Source organism: Dyadobacter subterraneus (assembly GCF_015221875.1).
Taxonomy (GTDB): domain Bacteria; phylum Bacteroidota; class Bacteroidia; order Cytophagales; family Spirosomataceae; genus Dyadobacter; species Dyadobacter subterraneus.
In genome coordinates, this window is sequence record NZ_JACYGY010000001.1 from 4,258,214 (window position 1) to 4,278,958 (window position 20,745).

The following is a 20,745-nucleotide window of genomic DNA, read 5'->3' on the forward strand; positions in this document are numbered from 1 at the left end:
TTATACCGCCTTAGGCTTAAAGTAAATTCGGCTTTCAATAGGGATCACAATACCTATACAAATGAGATTGGTATAAAGAAGGAAGAACTGGATTTGATTAAGATAAATTCTTTCGGACTCACGTTGATAAGAGGACTCCGCAGTGACATAGATGGACACTTAGAAATACGAAAGGCACGGAACCGTTGTAGAAATTAAATTTATCTATCAACCACAGTATGGGCACAACAACTTTTCATTTTAAAGATGAAAACGTTTACAAAAGGTCATAGTAATTCAAAAGACCAATTAATATGGATCCGTTTTCGTATCTGAGCGGTATGCCTATTGGAGGCAAAGTAACAACAAAAATAACAATCGAGTTATTGTTTCGACAAATAGGACCTTAAGGAAAGATTACTCAAGGAAGATTTCGACTGCATTTGCATTACAGACTAAATGTTTTTCCCATACATCTCCTTGCGCTGGCTGAAAGAAAAGCGGGCATAGCTCTGCTAGTCGACCACTTTATAAAGGATTACGGGTATAAAACCGCAAGAAAACGCTCTGGTCTATCCCGAAAGGAACTGAATAACCTTTTTGAATATAACCGGCCAGGAAATATCTTTGAACTTAAAAATGTAGTAGAAAGAAACCTGCTTTTGGCAAAAGGGTTATTATTGAAAATACCTTTTACCTATACCGCACCCTTAGGTTTAAATTTCAATTACCGTCGCAGCAGACTAGCGAACCCTATCAGTACAGTAATGTTTTTATTGTCTGGCAGGCTGATTAACTATCATTGTGTATGGGCTGCTGTCACAGAATTCTTTTAGACAAAATATTCCTGAGCTTTGTCAGGAATATTTGAAACTACTTCCACAAATTCAATTGGTAACTATATCATTTTATTAAGGAAATTCCAGTTCCAACTTTACCTTCTCATAAAGCGCCGTTATGCGGAAGATCATGTTAATACATTCCTGTTGAGACATCTGATCGATAGTATGAACAAAGGCATTGTTTTTTATTTTCCCTTCCTGATCTTTTTTAGGGCCTTTCTGCTTCAGCTCCGATGCAATTTGCTCCCATTCCGGACATAAGACATCCGAAAAATATTTTCCGTTGATAATATTGAAATAGCCCGCTTGTGCTTTTAGTGTTTCTTTGGACAACAGAACGTTGGCGGTAAGGTTTGCGACGAGCTTGGATAGCTCGATATAGACGAAAATATTTGACTTATTCACGGCAGTTTTATCGTTGAGGGTTTCTATCGGCAAATATACGCTAAGTTCTAAATTATGTCACCTTATGCACAAAATAATCGTTCTATAATATATATATCCATGGTAAGTGTTGTCTGATTGATGAAATCAAGGATCAAAACTTCATCTTCTCCAATCTGGATTGCGCTTTGACTGTAACTTATTATTGGCTATCACAATTCTGAAAGCGTGGGAGAAACAAGCTGAATGAAATAAAACAGACTTTCAAATCCTATTTCAGTGTATTTATTAAAAAAAGTCCAAATCCCCAATGAAAATCCTACATTAGAATTTATACCATTTTTTAAACGACCCAAAATAAATTTTAAGACTGATAATTGACATGTGAGTAATTAGATTAAAGCCTGTTACTAATATTAAAAAAACGTAATTTGACGGCATTGTCCAAATAAATTAAGCCTTACTCAACCATATTATATGTTAAGTCGTTACAAGTTTATTCTACATAATCAACAAAACCTTTTAGACAAGGCACGAGTGAAGATATTATTCATTTGTATCCTAACTTTTTTTATTATACGTCTTTCGTTGCTGGCTATCCATCTGCAAACAGAAGCTCCGGCTAAACCGTTTTTTGCTACTCAAATTTTTCCAGTTATTTGGTTTATTTGTCTTAGTGTTTTTTTATTTGCCAGATCCTGGAAAATCGCAGCACATTTCTTTTTGATTTTTTTGACGCTTATCAGTTGGTCGAGCACCTTACTTGTTGAAGAATGGATCAATATTGTGATTGCCCAATACTGTTTTATTGTGCTTTCCTGTGGATACTATTTACTGGGTCCTCATAAGGGCTTTCTGTATGCCTGGTTGACAATACTCCCTTTGGTGAGCAAGATCATCCTAAAAAACTATTTCAATTATCAGTTGCCAGGAAACAACTTTACACCTAATCAATTCTCTTTTACAATTTTAATTGTCAGTAATTTTTTACTACTGGCCTACATCCACTATTCTTTCTTCCAGACGCTTTTGAGCATTGATCAAAAGAAACACGCGCTCAAAAGCGATCTTGAGCAGGCTATGGCCCAATCACGCCTGCAAACAGCAGCCAAAAGTAACTTCCTGTTAACCATGTCACACCAGTTACGAACGCCTTTGAATGTAGTACAGGGTGCAACAAGCATGCTTCTTACCGGTGTTCAATTACCAGAACAGAAAGAGGCTTTCAAAATACTTGATTTCTCCACAACTAACCTTTTGGCAACTATTGATCAAATCGTTGATTTTACAGATCTGGAAAGAGGTGGTATTCAGCTCATAAACAAGCCCTTTTACCCAGGCGAGCTGTTCAATAATATTTATCAATCTTTTCGGCCTGGCGCGGACCAGAAAAAACTGAAATTTGCTTTCAGTTCTGATCTGACAATAACGGACATCAAGCTAAGTGGTGACGCATTCCGGCTGGGACAGATCCTTTTTCACCTCCTTGAAAATGCTGTTAAATTTACCGAGATCGGTCAGATCTCACTAAGGTTGCGTGCTGAAAGGAGGGATTCAGATTCGATCCGGTTGTCAGTAAGTGTTAGTGACACGGGGATCGGAATATCAGAGCAAAAATTGGCGAGGGTGATTGACCCTTTTCAGCTAACACCCGCAGAGAGCAGGCGACAAAGTCATGGAACATTAGGCTTAACGATCGCTTATCAGCTTGTTCGCTTACATGGACAGGAATTGATTATCGAAAGTAAGGAGGGATATGGCACGAAGGTCAGTTTTAGTCTCACTTATCCTCTTGTTGAAGGGGATTTGCCGTCGCAAAATTCTCTAGTCCCCGCTATTCGGATATTAGCAGGCTTCCGCATCCTTGTTGTCGATGACGAACCCCTAAATATCTTGGTCATGAGAAGATTGCTGGAGCGCTGGGGAATCACAGTAGATTCCTGTTTCGATGGAATTCAGGCGCTTGAAAAAGTTGAGAATTTTGACTATGATCTCATACTGATGGATATTAATATGCCCAAAATGGACGGTTTTGAAGCTTCCAAACGGATACGAAAGATTCCCTTCCCTTCAAAGGCATCGATCCCCATTTTAGCAGTTACTGCCTCGACTGAGGCAATAACTCAAGGCCATCAGAAAACTTCTGATATAGATGATTACCTGATGAAGCCTATTAAACCAGATGATTTGTGGCAAAAGATACAAACCTTTCTGATGCAAAAAAACACTTGGCAAAATTGATTGGGTCAAATCCAGGCCTTGGTATGCTATTACCTGTAGTTTTTACCTGCTTCAGAAATACGCTAAGTCAAAATAAATTATGCTCATTAACAAATCTGTCATCAGACAGGTCTATTTCACAAATTTTCCCGACATCATTCATGGTGCATTCTGCACAAACAAGACTTATATATGGCTCGCAGAGCATCAAAAGTAATACATGCTGGTTTTCAAATACCCCAACCTTCATTTGATCGAAATAGACCGAAGAGTCCTGAACTGCTGCCGGTAATGAAAATGAGAGAAATATGAGCTACATCACAAGGAAACATTCTAGCCAAGTCAAGTATTGCCGGTAAAAACAATTTTTCTACAACTAGAATGATGAGCGAAGATTCAATTGATTAATCGTTTCCTGTGAAAAAGGCAGAAAAATTCCACGAACAAGTAATTAAAACTGGAACACTATTTGCTAAGCTTGAAAGGGACCATCACTAGACGAAATGAGTACTGATAAAAAAGAGATTTACATTGTTGAAGATTCGGCTGACTACCGTCAGCTTCTCCGGATGATTTTCACAAAATCTTTACCGGATTATCCGCTTCGTTTTTTCCAGGGGGGAAGCGAGCTTTATCAATTCATGATTCTGCAGTCCTCTGAAACCTACACCGGAAGAATTCCTGGTTTGATAATTATGGACCTGAATCTGCCCATCATCAGCGGCACGGACATGATTACGCTGGTAAGGCAAACACCACCTAATAAGAATACCAACTGGAATGGTATACCCATCATTATTCTAAGCAACATTACTGCTCAGGAGCAAGTCAACAAATGTTATCAGGTCGGTGCCGACTCCTACTTTGTAAAACCGGCTGATGCTCAGGAACTGCAAGCGCTTCTAAAAACGATCTGTCATTACTGGATCGATCACAATGTGCTGGCTACCCCCTGACACACATTTTAGATTCATCCGGTAAGCTGATCTTAAAGCGCAAGTCCGACTTCAATACATGCCCATTGAAGCCAGAAGGTTGTCTTTTTAAACCCGTTTACAGCCTTTTAGCTTTTTCACAATTTTAGAAACAGTTCCTGCCAAAGACCCGGAAGATTGCACGCTATTATAAAATGGCCTAATCTTCCGGATTTCAATTATTGAAATGACATATCTTTCACTAACAAACTCTCCTTCAAAGCGTTTAAGAGCGGTATTATAAAATGTAAGCTGAAAAATTTTGTATTTTGGTGAGCAAGACTGCAACCCAACTGTTGGCTAATTAGAATTACACAGAAGAATCTGAGAGGAGTAGCCCCTATTACTCTTTAAAACGGAGGCTAAGGCCGTCTAAACTTAAAATTTTCGAAAGAGTCTCTCGACTAAGCAATCTTCTATTTTATAGCATAATATAGAATGCTTGAAAAACCGTAGAAGAGGGCATTATATCCATATAAACAACCAGAATTAATAATTCAATTTCAAAAATTTTTTATTGTAATTTAGGAACTTTACAAAGGGTAACTTAGTGACCTTTTTGACACAAGAAACAGCCTGAAAAGTTTATGAAAGAACTAAAAATGAAAAACCTTCTCTTTATCTTTTTAATGGCTGGCTGGACCAGCACCTATGCGCAGCAGGGCTATCCCGTGCCGGCTCCAGATGAAAAACGTCTTTTTTATATCCAGCATAGCGACAATCATAACACGTTTGTATACAACGCCAACCTGAAAAATGGGGTGATTGATACTGAGGAACCTGTAGATATTTATAAGATTGCCTACACGGAGGGCGGTCAAAAGGTGCCGCTGTCGGCTATACAAAAGGCTCTTGCATTTGGCATTAAAACAACACCGGTATCAGCTAACTTTTATGAAATGGAACTGGCCGCTTCAAAGAAAGTCAAATTTTATCTGATGCTCGATAAAAACGGGAAACCAAAGACCTATACCACCGTCAACGGTAAAAAAATGTTTTTGGACAGAATCTTTTTGAAGCTAAAAGAAGGTTCAACAGGCATGGGAATCAACCTGGATTATGCCCTTTTTATAGGCAAGGATTTTAGCACAGGACAGAGCCTGACTGAGAAGTCGGTAGAATGGTGAGCTAGACTAGATTAGTTAAGGTGGTCAGCGAAGTAGGCAGCGGAAAATTCCTTCAAGACAGGCCGGCCTGCAAACCCTGAAACTTGCCGGCTGACGCCGGCAGGCTTTTTTGTTAAAGGGTCTGCCGTATCCAATTTGCAGCGAATCGGCGGCTTATTTTATGCAGCCTGAGTGTTACCAGGATTCCTAACAGTTTTCATAGGACCGATCAGAGAACTTGTCTTTGCCCTTGCCAGCCTGTGGACCTCAGAAACTGTTCCCAGCTTAGAGTGCCCGGGTTGATCCGGCGGCTCCACATAAGATCCCGGTCGTTTCTAAAATAGCCATACTCAACCGCGTAGGCTGCCATACCTAAAATCTCATCCACCAAAGCCTTGTTGGCTGCATAATCCGGAAAATGCCTAAGAAAATTCTTTCTTTCGAACGCTGAACTGTAAACTGCTTTTCTTTTTGTCACGCGCATGAAAACCTCGACCATTTCCCGCGGCGATATTATATCGCCAATCACTGGCATTGACTTTCCCGAATACTGCGCCGGGTCTGACAAAATTTCTAAGACAGCCGGCCCTGTCGCGGTCACAGGATCAACAAAGGGCGCCTTAAAATCTTCTGGCAAATAAATGGGAAATTCAAGTGTGTCTCCTCTTAAGTCAGGCGTGTAAAACTCGGCAAAATTAGTGAAGAAAAAGGCCATGTAAATAAATGAGCTTGTCATCGGCAGCCCGCGGATATACTCTTCCACCCTGGCCTTGTCTGTAAAATGAGGGGCAAACTTTTTCCCTGCTGTAATTTTATCCACATGTTCCAAACTACTGAAAACCACGTGCTGTACGCCCGCTTCAAGCGCCGCATCAGCCAGTTCGATGCCTAGCGCCTGTTCATGGGTCATCGGGGGTGCAATGCCCGGTGTCATCAAAAAGGCCCCGTATGAGCCGCTGAACGCCCGGACAAAATCTTTTTTATAGCCCAGATCAAGCGGTATGCTGACCAATTCCACACCCAGACGCGCCAATTCAGTTGCCTGAGATGAATCAATGCGGCGGGTGATGCCGCGTACACGGTAAAGTCCGCTCTCTAAAAGCGAGTGGGCAACACTCAGCCCCTGTTTTCCTAAAACACCCACGATCGTGATCAGTGGTTTATCTTTTTGTGCCACCTTATCATTCCCATCTACATTAGATACCATACTCAGTTTTAATAAATTTGATAACTATAAAAATTATAGTTGCAAAACTATATTTAGCTTCCTAAATTCGCAATAACTATCAATTCTGATAGTCACAAAATGATAAGACCGTGAAAACTGAATGCATTGGTGAGCTTATAAAAATGAACGGAAAAATATATCCATGTTCCGTAAGTCTGGCCATGGATCTGATCGGTGGAAAGTGGAAAACGGTAATTTTGTATCATTTGAAAGAAGGACCCAAAAGATACAGTGAGCTTTTAAAAGAAATGCAGACAGTAACAGAAATGACTTTGAGCCTGCAGCTGAAACAACTCGAAAAAGACGGCCTGGTTTCAAGAAAGGTATATGGCAAAAAGCCGCCTATCAGGGTAGTTTACAGTTTAACGGATTTTGGCAAAACCTTTATTCCCACCCTGGAAGCCATCACAGCCTGGGGAAATCAGATCAGCAGCCAGAAGGCTGAATTTATCACTGCAAATTCGGTTAACAGCGGGGTTTAAAAAGAGACGCCTTCATTTACAGAAAAGATATTTTTCATTTTTAAGATGACACATCCGTCCTGCCGTGCCAAACACTGCGGTGGGGTGATTTCATTGATACCCGCCGCTTCATCTTCTGTTTTAGGGAAGTTTTGACATGGATCAGTCTGCCCACAAACACGTTTCCGAGGTATTTGATCACACCAAATTCGACTTGCCAGGCTCTGCCTATTTTAATGCTGAAGCGGGCTTAGCATCTTAAGTTTTCAAAAAGCATCATCATGACTTCATAGGGTGATCATGGATTGCAACTATCTTTGCTTTCCAATAATCAGTAGCAAATCAGACCGCTGTCACACCTGTAAGATTACTTTTTAATGCACAACATGGCACCTCTTTATTATGCTATTGAATTTCACTCACCTTTGCAATTATCTCATAAAACATGGAAAGCAGGCCCTACCTAAGAGAGATTCAATTAATGCGTCAAGCGGTTTCTTCCTATGACCAGTATCCTTTTGACATACCTGCGATACGGAGCCTTTCCTCTTTACAGTTTCATCCCGATGTGACTTTCATCGTTGGTGAAAACGGATCTGGCAAGTCCACCCTGATTGAGGCCATTGCCCTGGCCTCAGGTTTTAGCCTTGAAGGGGGACCTAAAAGCATCCAGGAAGTAACACACCATAACGCCTCTGGGCTGTTTGGGTATTTGAAACTGATTCGAAGTTATAAGTCGCCGAAAGATTATTTCTTTCTTCGGGCAGAAAGCTTTTATAACGTTGCCACATACATGGAGATTAATGCCACGGAATATCTCGAAAGTTATGGCGGTTCACTGCACGGCAAATCACACGGCGAGGCTTTCTTTGCTGTTCTTACCCATAAATTGAAAGGTGATGGGCTCTATATTTTTGATGAACCCGAAGCCGCCTTATCCCCCAGCCGCCAAATGAGCGCACTGGCCGCGATTGATCAGCTCGTGCAAAAACGGTCTCAGCTGATCATCGCCACACACTCACCGATACTGCTGGCCTACCCCAATGCTGTAATTTACCAGTTGGACGAAGACGGAATTAAACAAATCGCTTATGAGGATACAGTCCAGTACCAGATTACCAAGGGATTTCTAAACGACCACAAACGTATGATGGACCTGCTTCTGGGAAGAGCCCACTGAATTTTCAGTATAGCATCAAAGCACTGCACCCTCCACTGAAAATACCCAAGTCGCCACTGCTTAAAAAGCTGGCGATTTTACTGGAACACGGTTCCAAAAGATGCTGCTCTATCATGCACTGATCCGGCTAGCTCCTATGCATCGTTTTTATAGGCACCTGACACCATGGCCAAAATCATTTGACTTTTTGGGAAACGGCTTTCATGGTAAGGCTTTGGTGGGGTTGCCGCGCAAGACTATGCGTTCTTGTTTCTTCCCTTTATAATGATGCTTATTCACAAAGGTCCTAAACATTTCTGTGCCCGTTACACCGCTGGCTTCTGAGAAGATTAATTATTGGTTAACCTATCCTTAACAAGGCCTTAACATTAGCTGTCTACTTTTGCGGGCATAAACCCTCCTGCCTTTAGACCGACGTGGGTGCGCAACTACCGGCGTTTAAAGCAAATCAAATTTTGAATCACAATTATTACTACTCATCTAACTCACCCAAAATGCAACGATTTATTACAGGACTTATTGTGACCATTGCAATGCTGCTCTGTTCGCCGGACTCTAACGCCCAGGGCAATGAAGCATCCATCATTGGAAAAGTATCAGAAGTAAATGCAGGCCCCATACCGGGCGCGACCGTTTTGGTCCGAAATGAATCGACCGGTTTTCAGGCCGGTACCGTTACCGATGTAAATGGTGACTACATTATCAAACAGCTTCCTTTGGGTTCTCCCTACTCTGTTACTGTTTCGTTTGTTGGTTTTGGAGAGCAAAAGAAAACGGGGTACTCACTAAACCAGGGCGATCAGCTCAGGCTAAATTTTGCTTTGGAAAACAGTGCGACAGAATTGCAGGCTGTTGACATCAAGGCTAATTCACTGAAAAACACAATCGTAACGCTGGGCGCTTCCACACAGATCACCGCAAAGGATCTTACCAAATTGCCGGTGAACGGACGGAATTTTACCACGCTCATTGAGCTTTCGCCACTGAGCAACGGTAACAGCCTTGGAGGGCAGTTGGGATCTTCTACCAACTACACCATCGATGGTATGAGCTCAAGAAGCACTATTGCCGGTGGTGAAACCGGAGGTGCCTACGCAATTTCCATGGAGGCAATCCGTGAGTTCAAGGTAGTAACCAATGAATACGATGTTACACTCGGTCGTGCAGGCGGTGGAACCATCAGCACCGTGACCAAATCAGGAACAAACAAACTGACAGGAAGCGTATTCAACTTTATGCGTGCGGACTGGCTTTCGAGTCCATATGATTTGAGAGGAAATAAAAGAAAACAGGATTTTTCTACGAATCAGTTCGGCATGTCGCTGGGTGGCGCGCTGAAAAAAGACAAAGCGCACTTTTTTGTAGCCTGGGATCACCAGGCTGATAAGCGTCCTTTGTTAATTGCAAACCTGCAATCAGACGGAGATGTTGCGGCTAACCGTGTTACACAGCAGACGCTGGATAACTTCCTGAATATTGCAAGAACAAAATACGGTGTGTCCAACAACCCGCAGTTCGGTTCGTTTCCCAAGAAAAAAGGAACAGATGCTATTTTCGCTAGAATTGACTGGCAGCTGAATGCTAAAAACCTTTTGACGGTCCGCAATAACTTTATTAAAGAAATGGACAGACTCTCAGAAGGCGACAACACGGCCATTAACGCCTACGAATCTTATATCGACCGTAAGCGTTTCAATAACAGCATTATGGCCTCACTTCGTACGATTGTGAGTCCAAAAATCACCAACGAGTTAAAATTGCAGCATTTCTATCAGGATGAAGCGGTTATCCCAAGCGCGGAGTTGCCTTCGGCCAGCATTCCACGCGCGATTGTTGAAAACGTAGCATCTACTGCCGGAACAAATAACTACAACACTTCCATCCAGATCGGTGGTCAGCGTTTCTCGCCTGAATGGTTCAAGGGGCAAACTTATCAGGCCGTCAACAACCTATACTTCAACACCGGAAAAATCAACTTCACTTTCGGTATTGACATCATGTTTAACCGCATGAAGTCGGTTTACGGTAGTGAAATGAACGGACGTTTCTACTTCACAGGTTTGGAAAACTTCAATAACCAGACGCCTTACCGTTATGCAAGAGAGATCAATCTTCGTTCTGATCCAAGCTCGATTGTGAACTCTTTGGCAACGGGTCTTTATGCCCAAATGGATACCAAACTGGCGCGCGGTCTTGAAATGATGGCCGGAATACGTCTGGACAATACGCAGTATCTGAATAAAGCGAATTTCAGCCAGGTGGTCTATGACGAGCTAAACCTTCGCACGGATAACAAGATTAATACCACGCAGCTGCAGCCGCGGGTACAGTTTACCTGGGACGTAAATGAGCAAAGCAAAGATATCGTCCGTTTCGGTGCAGGTATTTTTGGCTCACAACTAAACCCGTACTCGATGATCAACAACATGCTTTTTGATGGAACCAAAGTTGCCTCGGTAGAATTACAGGGCAGTCTGGTGCCAAAACCAAACTTTCCGGGCTACCGCGCAGATCCTTCGACGGCTCCCGGCGCTGATTTGTTCAACATCCCTGGCGTAGAGCGTCTTTTGACAATCAACATGAACAATGTGGATGCCAAGATTCCTGTTCTTTACAAGACGAACCTTTCATATAACCACTTCTTTAGCGACCGTCTGCGTGTAGGTGTGAGCGGTTATGCTTCATGGGCACGTAACAACTATATGTACGTAGACCGCAATATGGTTGAAGATCCGTTTTTCCGCATCGCAGCCGAAGCGAATCGTGGCGTTTTTGTACCTGCTTCATCAATCAATGCGGCCAATGGCGCAACCAACTGGCTGAACGGCCGTAAAACGAAAAATGTGGGCCGGGTTCTTGAACTGACAAGTCAGGGTAGGAAAAATCAGTATGCAGTCGTGATAGACGGAACATACCGTTATTTCAAAGACGGACAAATCACGGCGTCATACACATGGAACGATTCGAAAGACAATACTTCTTACAACGGAAACGTAGCCAATACTGCAACACTTGATCTGATGGTGGCAGATGATCCGCGCAATTTGAGTCAGATGGCTTATGCCAACAACCAGTTCAAAAACAAGATCGTTTTCTATGGTACGGCGCCGAGCATCTATGGTGTGACCATTGGTCTTCGCTACTCAGGAATCGGAGGGACACGCTATTCTATGGCTGTGAACGGAAACATGAACGGTGACTTTGTATCCTCAAATGACCTGGCTTACATTTATGACCCCAATAGCGCTTCTACACCTGATTATATCAAAAAAGGACTTCAGGCTATTTTGGACAATCCGGATGCTGAGCAAAGTATCAAGGATTACATCAATCGCGATAAAGGCAAAATGGCGGAACGTAATGGCGGTATCAATGGATTCTACGGCGTATTTGACCTTCGTCTCGCAAAACGTTTTAAACTGTTTGGCGATCACGGTCTGGAAGCTTCGGTTGATATTTTCAATGTTACTAACCTTTTGAACAAAGATTGGGGCGTTGGTAAGAATTTGGGTAAACAAAATCTTTACTCGATCAAAAGCTTCGATAAGACTACAAACCAATTTGTATACAATATGAGCGCCGGAACTGGTGTATCGACGCTAAATGGAAACCCGTACCAGATTCAGCTTGGTTTAAGATACGGCTTTTAATTTAAAATGAGTTTCTTATTACATGTTGCCGGTCATTATGGCCGGCAACATTTCCTTTTTAATAACCAATTCTGAAATGAAAAAAATATTTGCCTCATTAGGTTTTTTTGCTCTCTCCTTTTCCGGCTTTGCCCAGGATTCCCACGTGATCCTGATCAGTATTGACGGATTAAGACCTGAATTTTATAAAGATGCAAACTGGTCAATGGTAAACCTTCGTCAGGGTATGCAGTCAGGCGCTTATTCAGACGGCGTTACAGGGGTTTTTCCTACTGTGACCTACCCATCGCACACGACCATCATCACCGGTGTAAAACCGATCAAGCATGGAGTCTATTATAACACGCCGTCCGAACCGCTAGAAGTAACCGGGAAATGGATATGGGATTACAACACCATCAAAGTGCCAACGATCTTCAGCGCCGCCAAAGAAAAAGGGCTCAAAACAGCCTCGGTGTTCTGGCCGGTATCTTTGGGCAGTCCCGCCACTTATAACATCCCTGAGTTTTGGTATTTGCCTGAAACAAAAGGAGCAAAACGAAGCATGGGCAAAGCGCTTTCAGAAAACTCATTTCCCAAGGGTTTGTATGAAGAAGTCCAGCAGAACGCAACCGGCAAACTTGAAGAAATTGACTTTGACAGTGATTATCTGAGCATCGATGAGAATATGTCGCGCATCAGCGGCTATCTAATCCGCCAATACAAACCATCTTTTTTGGCTGTCCACCTGGTGGCGGTGGATCACTTTGAACATGAACAGGGACGTGATGGAGCGCTGGTAAGAGCTGCGCTTTCCAGTGTCGACAGAGGTATTAAATCAATCATTGAGGCGACTGAAAAAGCGGGTATTAAAGAGAAAACAACATTTATCATTACAGGGGACCACGGGTTTGTTGACATTCACACAGCCATCGCCCCAAATATCCTTCTTGCCAAGGCCGGACTTTACGACCCGAACAATAAAGCAGGATGGAAAGCCTATTTCCACAGCTCGGGCGGATCGGCATTTCTGCATTTAAAGGATAAGAACGATACAAAAACACTGGAAAAAGTAAAGCAGGTTTTAGATCAGTTGCCTGCAAATCAAAAAAGCCTTTTTACAGTAAAAGACCGTTCGGCCCTGGACGCGGTAGGCTCTGATCCGAACGCATCGCTTGCCATTGCCCCGGTCCAGGGAATTACCATTAGTGGCGCCGCTACCGGTGATTTCATGCGCGCAGCATCCGGAGGAACACACGGCTTTTTTCCTGATTTCAAGGAAATACAAACCGGTTTTGTAGCATTTGGAAATGGAATCAAACAAGGCGCGGTAGTTCCGCAGATGAGTTTGCAAGACATTGCCCCACTTGTGGCAAAGCTTTTAAAACTGGATATGCCTTCGGCCGAAGGAGTACTGTATCCCGGACTACTCATTAAGGAGTAAATAGCTGACAAATCTTTCACCACGCGGCAGATCATCTTTCCGGTCTTCGCGTGATGCATTTAAACCATTCTGGCTTAGCAAAATATTTTCATGTAACATCCGCCCGGCTGATTTGCACTGGCTTTGCTGTTATAATCTTTTGCCTGAATTGTCTTCTCATCGCTCTGCCAGGATTTCAGAACCGGAAAGCATGCATAGACACGTCTGTGCAAGTATTTTTCCCCTGGGCCTAAGGCAAGCCTTGGTCTGCTTCCCACTGTCATGTCACGGGCTGGGCTTGGCAAATCCGGCGCCTTTTAATGTGTTCCAGTGTCTGCCCAGGCCTTTTTTCTTCCTAAATCTTCTTAGGCTTCTATCTGATCGCTTTCACAACCAAAAAGCGCCGCCCGCTGGTTGTCTCTGGGGCATCTTAGGCAGCCGGCCGATTTCAACCGTTTCATTGAAATGAGATCAGTAGATCCGGCATCTTCCACCCTAAGCAAGGGATTTTCTCAGCGCATACCCTCACAGCGGTGCCAAGACTTAATTTTTCTTGCTTGGCGCCAGTCGCTGAAAGAAAATAAATGGGCAGCTGAGCTGCAAAATAAGCACCGGATTGTAGCGCGGCTCCAAGCCCGCTTGGTTAGGCTGCCGCCGCTAAACTAGTAAACTAATACTTTTATTAGCACCTGCATACAGGCACTAGGCAAGATGCTTTGACCAGGCGCCGAAAAGTAAGCATACTACCTCATCATTACACATTCAGCATTATTTTTCAGATTCCCTTGAAGTTAAACACTTGGCCCTAAAAATACATGCTGAGATCAAAAACTATATTATCCCGCGGTTAAGCCATTAGAAAAATTTGACTCCTTGGCGAATTGCAAAAGCCCCAATGGACCTGATCCATTCACCTTTGCCACAGGGCCACTATGGAGTTAGAACGCCCGAATTATATAAGAGAAAATTTACATTCCCTTCAAAGCCATAAAATAAATTAGGTAAGCAAAGTGCACGTGCACGCAGTGGGAAAATCGCTGCGTGTTCGAGCACTTTATTTTGTAACCACTTGGAAAATTCATTTTAATCATTAATTTTGCTATTAGTGCCACTTTTAGAATTTTATTCTAACCTATTCCATTTAACTTTAATGAATCGTTATGAAAAAGTGTTTTTACAAAATTACCTGCCAGGCTGGCTTGGTCTGCATGGCATTGTTGCAGCTGCCGGCAGCTGCACATGCAAAAGCCTTTGAAAGGCCCCTGGTCCTGACTGATCAGCGCAGCGAGTTTACGATCAGAGGAAAAGTGACATCTGCTGAAAAAGAGCCACTTCCCGGCGTCACCATCGTCGTTAAGGGAACATCACAGGGAACAACGACAGATGCGGATGGGCAGTTTACCTTGAATTTAGCGGGTCCAGGTGCAGTGCTGACCGTTAGCTTCATTGGCTACGCCACCAAAGAGATAACAGTAAATAGCCAAAGCACCCTGAATATTGAACTCGAATCAGATGTAAGGGGGCTTGACGAAGTAGTAGTCGTTGGCTACTCAGCCAAAAAACTGAGGTATTTGTCAAGCTCTGTTTCAACGATTGGAAACGAGAAGCTGCGTGATGTCACCTCCAACGAACTGCCCAATCTTTTGCAAGGCAAGGCTCCTGGTGTGGTGGTGTCTTCCGGCTCAGGAGATCCGACAAAACCTGCCAGTATTGTGATCCGAGGAGCAGGAACGATCTCGGCAGGAACTGCACCGCTTTATGTGGTCGATGGCAATATTGACGGGACTTACAATCCGGTTGATGTGGAAAGTGTGACGGTGCTGAAAGATGTGGCCGCCACCGGTCTTTATGGTTCGCGCGCTGCGAATGGCGTGATCATTGTCAACACCAAAATGGGTAAATCCTCAAAAACCGAAATCAGCGTGAATAATACACTGGGCTTTGCGCAGGCGACCACAGGAAAGTTTAAGCTGATGAACGCTCAGCAGCTCTTTGATTACCAAAGCTCTTTTTACCCAAGGAACGCGGCTGTTCTTTCGACCAACACCAACTGGTGGGATCAGGCCTTCCGCACCGCCTTTGTTAACAACCATAATATTTCGGCTTCCGGCGGAAATGACAAGACTACCTTTTATGTGTCTGGCAACTATTATAAAGAGCAGGGAACCTTGGTTGACAACGATAGGACAGGTTACAATTTCCGGGCAAACCTTAAAACAAAGTTCACAGACAGGCTCACAGCGATGATCCTTTTTAACGGACAGTATACCAAGGATAATCTGCAAAACAGCAATACCCTCTACGACGCCTACGTGAATCTTCCTTTTGACCCTGCTTACGATGCCAACGGAGCACCCGTAGACGGCCGTTACTACAGTGGCTGGCTGGGCCGTGACAGGGAAAATTTTCTGCAATCGCTGCTGTACAACTATGCCAACGGCAAATCCTTAAAAACAAGCCTGGATGTAAACCTGGACTACGAGCTGACTAAAAAGATTACGCTTTCCAGCTATAACCGTGTCAATTTTGCCAATGCCAATACAGTAACGTATTACGACAGAAGAACCAAGCAGGGAGGCGCTAACGGCGGAGAACTCTACACTGGAAGCACCGATGCGCACAGGCTTCTGAGCTCAAACCGCATCCGTTATAATGAAGAGATCGGAAAACATAGCCTGGCACTTCTGGGCGCTGCAGAAGCGGAAACTTCCTACAACCGGTACGCGTCTGTTTCAGGAAAAGGTCTTCCTGCCGGCCATGATGTCATGTCGGTGGCAACCAACATTTTGACCTCTCCGACAGATTACAGCGAGCAGGTCGCTTTCCGCAAGTTTTTAGGTCAGGCCGATTATAGCTTCGATAACCGCTATTTTCTTGTCGGCTCGTTTGTGAATGAATTCTCTTCGCTTTTTGGAAAAAACAATTCAGCGGCGAACTTCTACCAGCTTGGCGCTTCCTGGGTGCTAAGCAACGAAGCATTTATGAAAGGAAATAAAACGCTCACATTTGCCAAAATCCGTGCCAGCTACGGAACGGTCGGCAATGCTACTATCCCTAATTTTGCCTCACTGGGGCTGTATTCGATATCACAGTCAGCCAGCTATGCAGGACTACCCGGCGCATCACCCTTTCAAAAGGGGAATCCGGATCTGACCTGGGAAAAAATCCTGTCCTCAAATCTGGGCGCCGATATCAGTTTGTGGAACCGGATCGATCTGAGCGTTGATGTCTATAATAAAAAATCAAAGGATCTGCTCTATCAAAAACCATTGGCTGCTGTGACAGGTTACAGTTACGTTTGGGTCAATGCAGGTTCTGTCAGAAACCGCGGACTTGAATTCAACCTGACCTCGCGCAACATTACGGGTCGTAATTTCAGTTGGGAGACCAACCTGAACATGGCCTTTAACAGAAACAAAATCCTTGAACTCAGCGGCGGGGCAGCAACCTTCAACCCAGGAAACCGTCTGCCGCTGGCAGCAGGGCATGATATGGGCGAGTACAATCTGCCGATCTGGGCCGGGGTCAATCCCGACAACGGGGATCCGCAGTGGGAAAAGCTGACGCCCGGCGCTGATGGCACTATCACCAAGACGCTCACCAACGTCTATAGCAGCGTACAGACAGCAGATTCCAGACAGTTTACGAAAAAGTCTGCCACACCGAAATTCACAGGAGGTTTCTCGAACACATTTTCTTATAGAGGTTTCAGCCTCTCGGCTTTCTTTAATTTCGTCTACGGTAACTGGGTTTATAACGACAGCCGTTTTTATTTTGATAACGATGGACTTTATGAGAGCTACAACGCGATGGTGCTGGCCAAAGGCTGGTCGCGCTGGGAAAAGCCAGGAGATATTGCCACCCATCCCAAGCCAATCGTCGGTGGAAACAAGGATTCAAACCAATCCTCTTCACGGTACCTGGAAGATGGCAGCTACCTTCGTTTAAGAAATGTCAGACTGGGTTACACCATACCTGCGGCCGCGGTGAAAAGAATTGGCCTGTCCAGAGCCAACGTTTTTCTCAGCGCTGATAATCTTTTTACCGCCACCAAATTTACCGGCACTGATCCGGAGGTATCGCTTTCACGCGAGGCAGACAATGGTGGACTGGGCACTTCCTACATGAAGTACCCGATCAGCCGCAAGTTTTTGTTTGGCATCAATTTCACTTTGTAAAATCCTGAACCGCTATGAAACTCAATTCCATAAAACTTTTTTTTTCACTGGGAATGGTGCTGTTCTGCTCTGTTTCCTGCGAGCAGTATTTTCAGCCGACCACAACAATCGACGAGACGACCGCGCTGGCCAATGAGTCCGATGTGCAGACTGTGACGACCGGAACTTACGCGCTTCTGATCAATGCCAATTATACAACCAGCGGCCATTACCTGATGGAGTATCCAAGCGATGAGATTGCCCAGGGCCAGATCTCTTCCAATGATCTTACACGCCTTTACCGCTACACACATATCAATACCTCCACACATGCAACTGCTTTCTGGAGTCAGGCTTATAAAGTGATTGCGGCCGCCAATAAGGTCATCGCCTTCGTACCGGATAATGCCTCGGATGAATTAAAACAGCTGAAAGGAGAAAATCTGTTTTTAAGGGCAATGGTGCATTTTAACCTGGTAAGAATGTTTGGCCGGCCATATCCGCAGAACGCTGGCGCAAACCCGGGCGTACCTATTCTTCATGAAGCCATGAGTGATGAGCAGCTTCTGACCATTTCAAGATCGTCGGTCAAAGAGGTCTATGACTTTGTCATCAATGATCTGGTGCTGGCAGCTTCGCTGATGGGTTCGACCAAAACCAATATTTACGCTTCAAAAGAGGTGGCCTATGCCCTACTTTCAAAGGTATATCTTTTCAAGGAAGACAATGCCAATGCTTTAAAGTATGCCAATCTTGTCCTGGATAGCAAACGTTACACGCTGGTATCATCCTCTGAGCTTCCCAGCTACTTTAAAAAGACGCCGGAGACCAATACCGAAACGATTTTTGCAGTGCGGCATACCAACGTTCAGATTGCAGGCATCGGTACGATGTACATCAGCAGCGATCAGGCTGGAAACCCGCTTGGCCAGGGTGTAAGCGGTTGGGCAGAGCTATACGCTTCAAAAAAATACGTTGATTTTATCGGGCAGCATCCCGAGGATATCAGAAAATCTTTTGTTATACCCTATGTAATCGGCGGATCGCTGCAGTACAATCAAAAACTGACGCCTGCTACGCCGATGTATTATATCGATAAATTCACGCTTCAGGAAAATGTAATTAATGCAAGCTCGCCGGTTTATCTTCGTCTTGCCGATATTTATCTCATTAGGGCAGAAGCCAACGCAAAGCTTGGCAACACACAGGCTGCGCTTGCAGATGTTAACCTGATCCGCACCCGGGCAGGTCTTTCAGGCAGCGCACTTCACACGCAGGCCAGTATGTCTGCCCAAAGTAAAACAGCGCTTGATCTTGTTTTGGAAGAGCGTTATCTCGAACTTGCCTTTGAAGGGCACCGCGTGTATGATCTTTTTAGAAACAACCTTCCGATGGTCAGAAATTACCCTGGCACACACGCGCAGAACAATACGCCGACTACGGATGTACGACAGACCGTTTTGCCAACCGATCCAAGGGTCGTCTATTATATACCGCAGGCAGAAATTAACCAAAACAGTAACCTGATTCAAAATCCCTGATTCAGAATTGCCACAATAAGATAAACGTCTGAAAGATGCCTATTTTGGCAGCTTTCAGACGTTTAAGGGACTGGTCTGCCATCTGTCAGGTTATTACGGCTAATTCAGAGGTATAGAAAACAAGATGATATTTGCTATCTGTGGTAAAATACATAGACGACACACAGATAAAGAGGGCCGATTACCAGATAAAATCTGTACTAAGAGCTTTCAGCGGCGAAAACGCCATGAAGATAACAAAGGATCTAAAAGGAAATAATGAAACACTTCCAGTCCTAAGCTGCTCTTATAAGGCCATTGAAAGGCAAAAACTGGTAACCGGTTATTTTTAGGGATCAACCGTATTTAAAAAACAAAGAAATTATAGTAGTTGGCATATGTTTTATCATTTCACAGATCAGGCAGGTTTCAGTGTATCGTTGTCAGTAACCGGCCAAAGTCTAGGCTTGGCTGATCTGCCATTAATTTCCATCAGACTGGTGCGAAATTAGCACCCAGAGTATTTCACCTGGCTAATCAAAGAGTGAGTATAATTTCGGCGTTGTAACCTTTGTTTATTAAGTTAACGTCATAAATTCGGCAGCCTGATAGCTTGATGGAGATGTGAAGATGGGCGTCAGTCTGGTGAAATGCAAGTTCAATGATAGTAAGATTAGTTAGTCTTTTACTGTTTGTCACATTTATCTGCACGGCACAGGAAAGTCCCTGGCAGCCCATTACCATTTCGGACGGACTTTCACAGGGCATGGTTTACGATCTTCTCGAAGATAAGGAAGGATTTCTTTGGTTTGCCACCAAAGACGGACTGAACCGCTATGACGGTTATAATTTTAAGGTCTTTACCCATGATCCTTATAATGACAAGAGTATCTCGGGCAATACCTGCACTGCCCTTTTGCAGGATAGTAAGGGAAGAATATGGATCGGGACGGAAAAGGATGGCTTGAACCTTTTTGATCCCAAGTCCCAGCGATTTTACCATGCAACTATCAGCGATAAAGATCAGGCCAATGCGGGTAATTACGGTATTATATTCATCAAAGAGGATGTAGATGGCACCATATGGCTCATAGCAGATAAACCAGGTAAAATTTACAAAATCACATCTCTGGAATCCTTCCCCACCCAATCTGATTTTACCGGCCTGATACAGCCGGCAGCTCATACTGCAAAAGCTGAAAAACACGAACGCTTCCTTTTCGATCATCACGCTATTGGTTTTATATTTTCTACAAATCTGTATCGTTCCAAAGACCGGCATCCAAAGGTGGCCGATATTTCTCCCTGGTTTTCTTCTTATACTATCCTGGAAGATGCTTCACAGCGTTTCTGGGGCGTTGGACAAGATAGTATTGTTTGCTGGAAAAAAAATCTGATCAAAACAATCACATTTCCCAAAGGCGGGGCAAGTGTCGCCAACCAGTTTTCAGACGGCACGATCGCTATTTGCAATCAACGGTTCACATGGCTGTTTAAACCCGACGAACTTTTAAAGCTTGATAGTCTCACTGCCCGCAACGCCTACATGGCAATGCCTTTGACGATGAATTCGGTGAATCAGCTTTTCCAGGATCGACAGGCAACTTATGGGCCTGCACCAAGGGATACGGCCTGCTAAAAT

The 20,745-nt window shown here is 44.0% G+C and carries 13 protein-coding genes; 11 read left to right on the forward strand and 2 right to left on the reverse strand.

The genetic code is table 11. The annotated features are described in order from the left end of the window. Positions 1–422: 422 nt before the first annotated feature. Positions 423–815: an AAA-type ATPase lid domain-containing protein gene (locus IEE83_RS33780; RefSeq protein ID WP_452124550.1), complete on the forward strand. Its 393-nt coding sequence runs from the start codon at positions 423–425 to the stop codon at positions 813–815. A 75-nt stretch (positions 816–890) separates the two neighbouring features. Here IEE83_RS33780 and IEE83_RS17785 read toward each other — a convergent pair whose 3' ends face one another. Then, positions 891–1,226 carry a hypothetical protein gene (locus tag IEE83_RS17785; protein ID WP_194121872.1) on the reverse strand — a complete coding sequence of 112 codons (336 nt, stop codon included), beginning with the start codon at positions 1,224–1,226 and terminating at the stop codon, positions 891–893. A 456-nt stretch (positions 1,227–1,682) separates the two neighbouring features. Between IEE83_RS17785 and IEE83_RS17790 the strand changes: the two genes are divergently transcribed. The 3 genes from IEE83_RS17790 (at position 1,683) to IEE83_RS17800 (ending at position 5,526) form a co-directional block, all read left to right on the forward strand. Continuing rightward, positions 1,683–3,446 (forward strand): response regulator, encoded by a 1,764-nt coding sequence (locus tag IEE83_RS17790; protein WP_194121873.1) that lies wholly within the window; start codon positions 1,683–1,685, stop codon positions 3,444–3,446. A 482-nt stretch (positions 3,447–3,928) separates the two neighbouring features. Continuing rightward, positions 3,929–4,381 carry a response regulator gene (locus IEE83_RS17795; protein ID WP_194121874.1) on the forward strand — a complete coding sequence of 151 codons (453 nt, stop codon included), beginning with the start codon at positions 3,929–3,931 and terminating at the stop codon, positions 4,379–4,381. Between the two features lie 605 nt (positions 4,382–4,986). Beyond that, entirely contained in the window at positions 4,987–5,526 is a 540-nt protein-coding gene (locus tag IEE83_RS17800) for a DUF4833 domain-containing protein (protein WP_194121875.1), read from the forward strand. 208 nt (positions 5,527–5,734) lie between these two features. Here IEE83_RS17800 and IEE83_RS17805 read toward each other — a convergent pair whose 3' ends face one another. Beyond that, positions 5,735–6,712 carry an NmrA/HSCARG family protein gene (locus tag IEE83_RS17805; RefSeq protein ID WP_228101855.1) on the reverse strand — a complete coding sequence of 326 codons (978 nt, stop codon included), beginning with the start codon at positions 6,710–6,712 and terminating at the stop codon, positions 5,735–5,737. 110 nt (positions 6,713–6,822) lie between these two features. Between IEE83_RS17805 and IEE83_RS17810 the strand changes: the two genes are divergently transcribed. The 7 genes from IEE83_RS17810 (at position 6,823) to IEE83_RS17840 (ending at position 20,742) form a co-directional block, all read left to right on the forward strand. After that, complete coding sequence (locus tag IEE83_RS17810) at positions 6,823–7,215, forward strand: winged helix-turn-helix transcriptional regulator (protein WP_310588524.1); 393 nt, start codon at positions 6,823–6,825, stop codon at positions 7,213–7,215. 424 nt (positions 7,216–7,639) lie between these two features. Then, complete coding sequence (locus tag IEE83_RS17815) at positions 7,640–8,374, forward strand: AAA family ATPase (RefSeq protein WP_194121876.1); 735 nt, start codon at positions 7,640–7,642, stop codon at positions 8,372–8,374. Positions 8,375–8,868: 494 nt separating this feature from the next. Continuing rightward, positions 8,869–12,024 carry a TonB-dependent receptor gene (locus IEE83_RS17820; RefSeq protein WP_194121877.1) on the forward strand — a complete coding sequence of 1,052 codons (3,156 nt, stop codon included), beginning with the start codon at positions 8,869–8,871 and terminating at the stop codon, positions 12,022–12,024. Between the two features lie 76 nt (positions 12,025–12,100). Further along, a complete protein-coding gene (locus tag IEE83_RS17825) occupies positions 12,101–13,447 on the forward strand; it encodes an alkaline phosphatase family protein (RefSeq protein WP_228101856.1) in 1,347 nt (448 codons plus the stop codon). A gap of 1,187 nt (positions 13,448–14,634) precedes the next feature. Next, positions 14,635–17,604, forward strand: a complete 2,970-nt coding sequence (locus IEE83_RS17830; protein WP_228102040.1) for a SusC/RagA family TonB-linked outer membrane protein — start codon at positions 14,635–14,637, stop codon at positions 17,602–17,604. A 14-nt stretch (positions 17,605–17,618) separates the two neighbouring features. Next, positions 17,619–19,124 carry a RagB/SusD family nutrient uptake outer membrane protein gene (locus IEE83_RS17835; protein WP_194121879.1) on the forward strand — a complete coding sequence of 502 codons (1,506 nt, stop codon included), beginning with the start codon at positions 17,619–17,621 and terminating at the stop codon, positions 19,122–19,124. 640 nt (positions 19,125–19,764) lie between these two features. Beyond that, positions 19,765–20,742: a ligand-binding sensor domain-containing protein gene (locus tag IEE83_RS17840; protein ID WP_194121880.1), complete on the forward strand. Its 978-nt coding sequence runs from the start codon at positions 19,765–19,767 to the stop codon at positions 20,740–20,742. The last annotated feature ends 3 nt before the right edge of the window (positions 20,743–20,745 follow it).

What these genes read in the sequence shown, in the direction of transcription:
- IEE83_RS17790 (WP_194121873.1), top strand. Translation starts at nt 1,683, where the DNA reads ATGTTAAGTCGTTACAAGTTTATTCTACATAATCAACAAAACCTTTTA.
- IEE83_RS17795 (WP_194121874.1), top strand. Translation starts at nt 3,929, where the DNA reads ATGAGTACTGATAAAAAAGAGATTTACATTGTTGAAGATTCGGCTGAC.
- IEE83_RS17800 (WP_194121875.1), top strand. Translation starts at nt 4,987, where the DNA reads ATGAAAGAACTAAAAATGAAAAACCTTCTCTTTATCTTTTTAATGGCT.
- IEE83_RS17805 (WP_228101855.1), bottom strand. Translation starts at nt 6,712, where the DNA reads ATGGTATCTAATGTAGATGGGAATGATAAGGTGGCACAAAAAGATAAA.
- IEE83_RS17815 (WP_194121876.1), top strand. Translation starts at nt 7,640, where the DNA reads ATGGAAAGCAGGCCCTACCTAAGAGAGATTCAATTAATGCGTCAAGCG.
- IEE83_RS17820 (WP_194121877.1), top strand. Translation starts at nt 8,869, where the DNA reads ATGCAACGATTTATTACAGGACTTATTGTGACCATTGCAATGCTGCTC.
- IEE83_RS17825 (WP_228101856.1), top strand. Translation starts at nt 12,101, where the DNA reads ATGAAAAAAATATTTGCCTCATTAGGTTTTTTTGCTCTCTCCTTTTCC.
- IEE83_RS17830 (WP_228102040.1), top strand. Translation starts at nt 14,635, where the DNA reads ATGGCATTGTTGCAGCTGCCGGCAGCTGCACATGCAAAAGCCTTTGAA.
- IEE83_RS17835 (WP_194121879.1), top strand. Translation starts at nt 17,619, where the DNA reads ATGAAACTCAATTCCATAAAACTTTTTTTTTCACTGGGAATGGTGCTG.
- IEE83_RS17840 (WP_194121880.1), top strand. Translation starts at nt 19,765, where the DNA reads ATGATAGTAAGATTAGTTAGTCTTTTACTGTTTGTCACATTTATCTGC.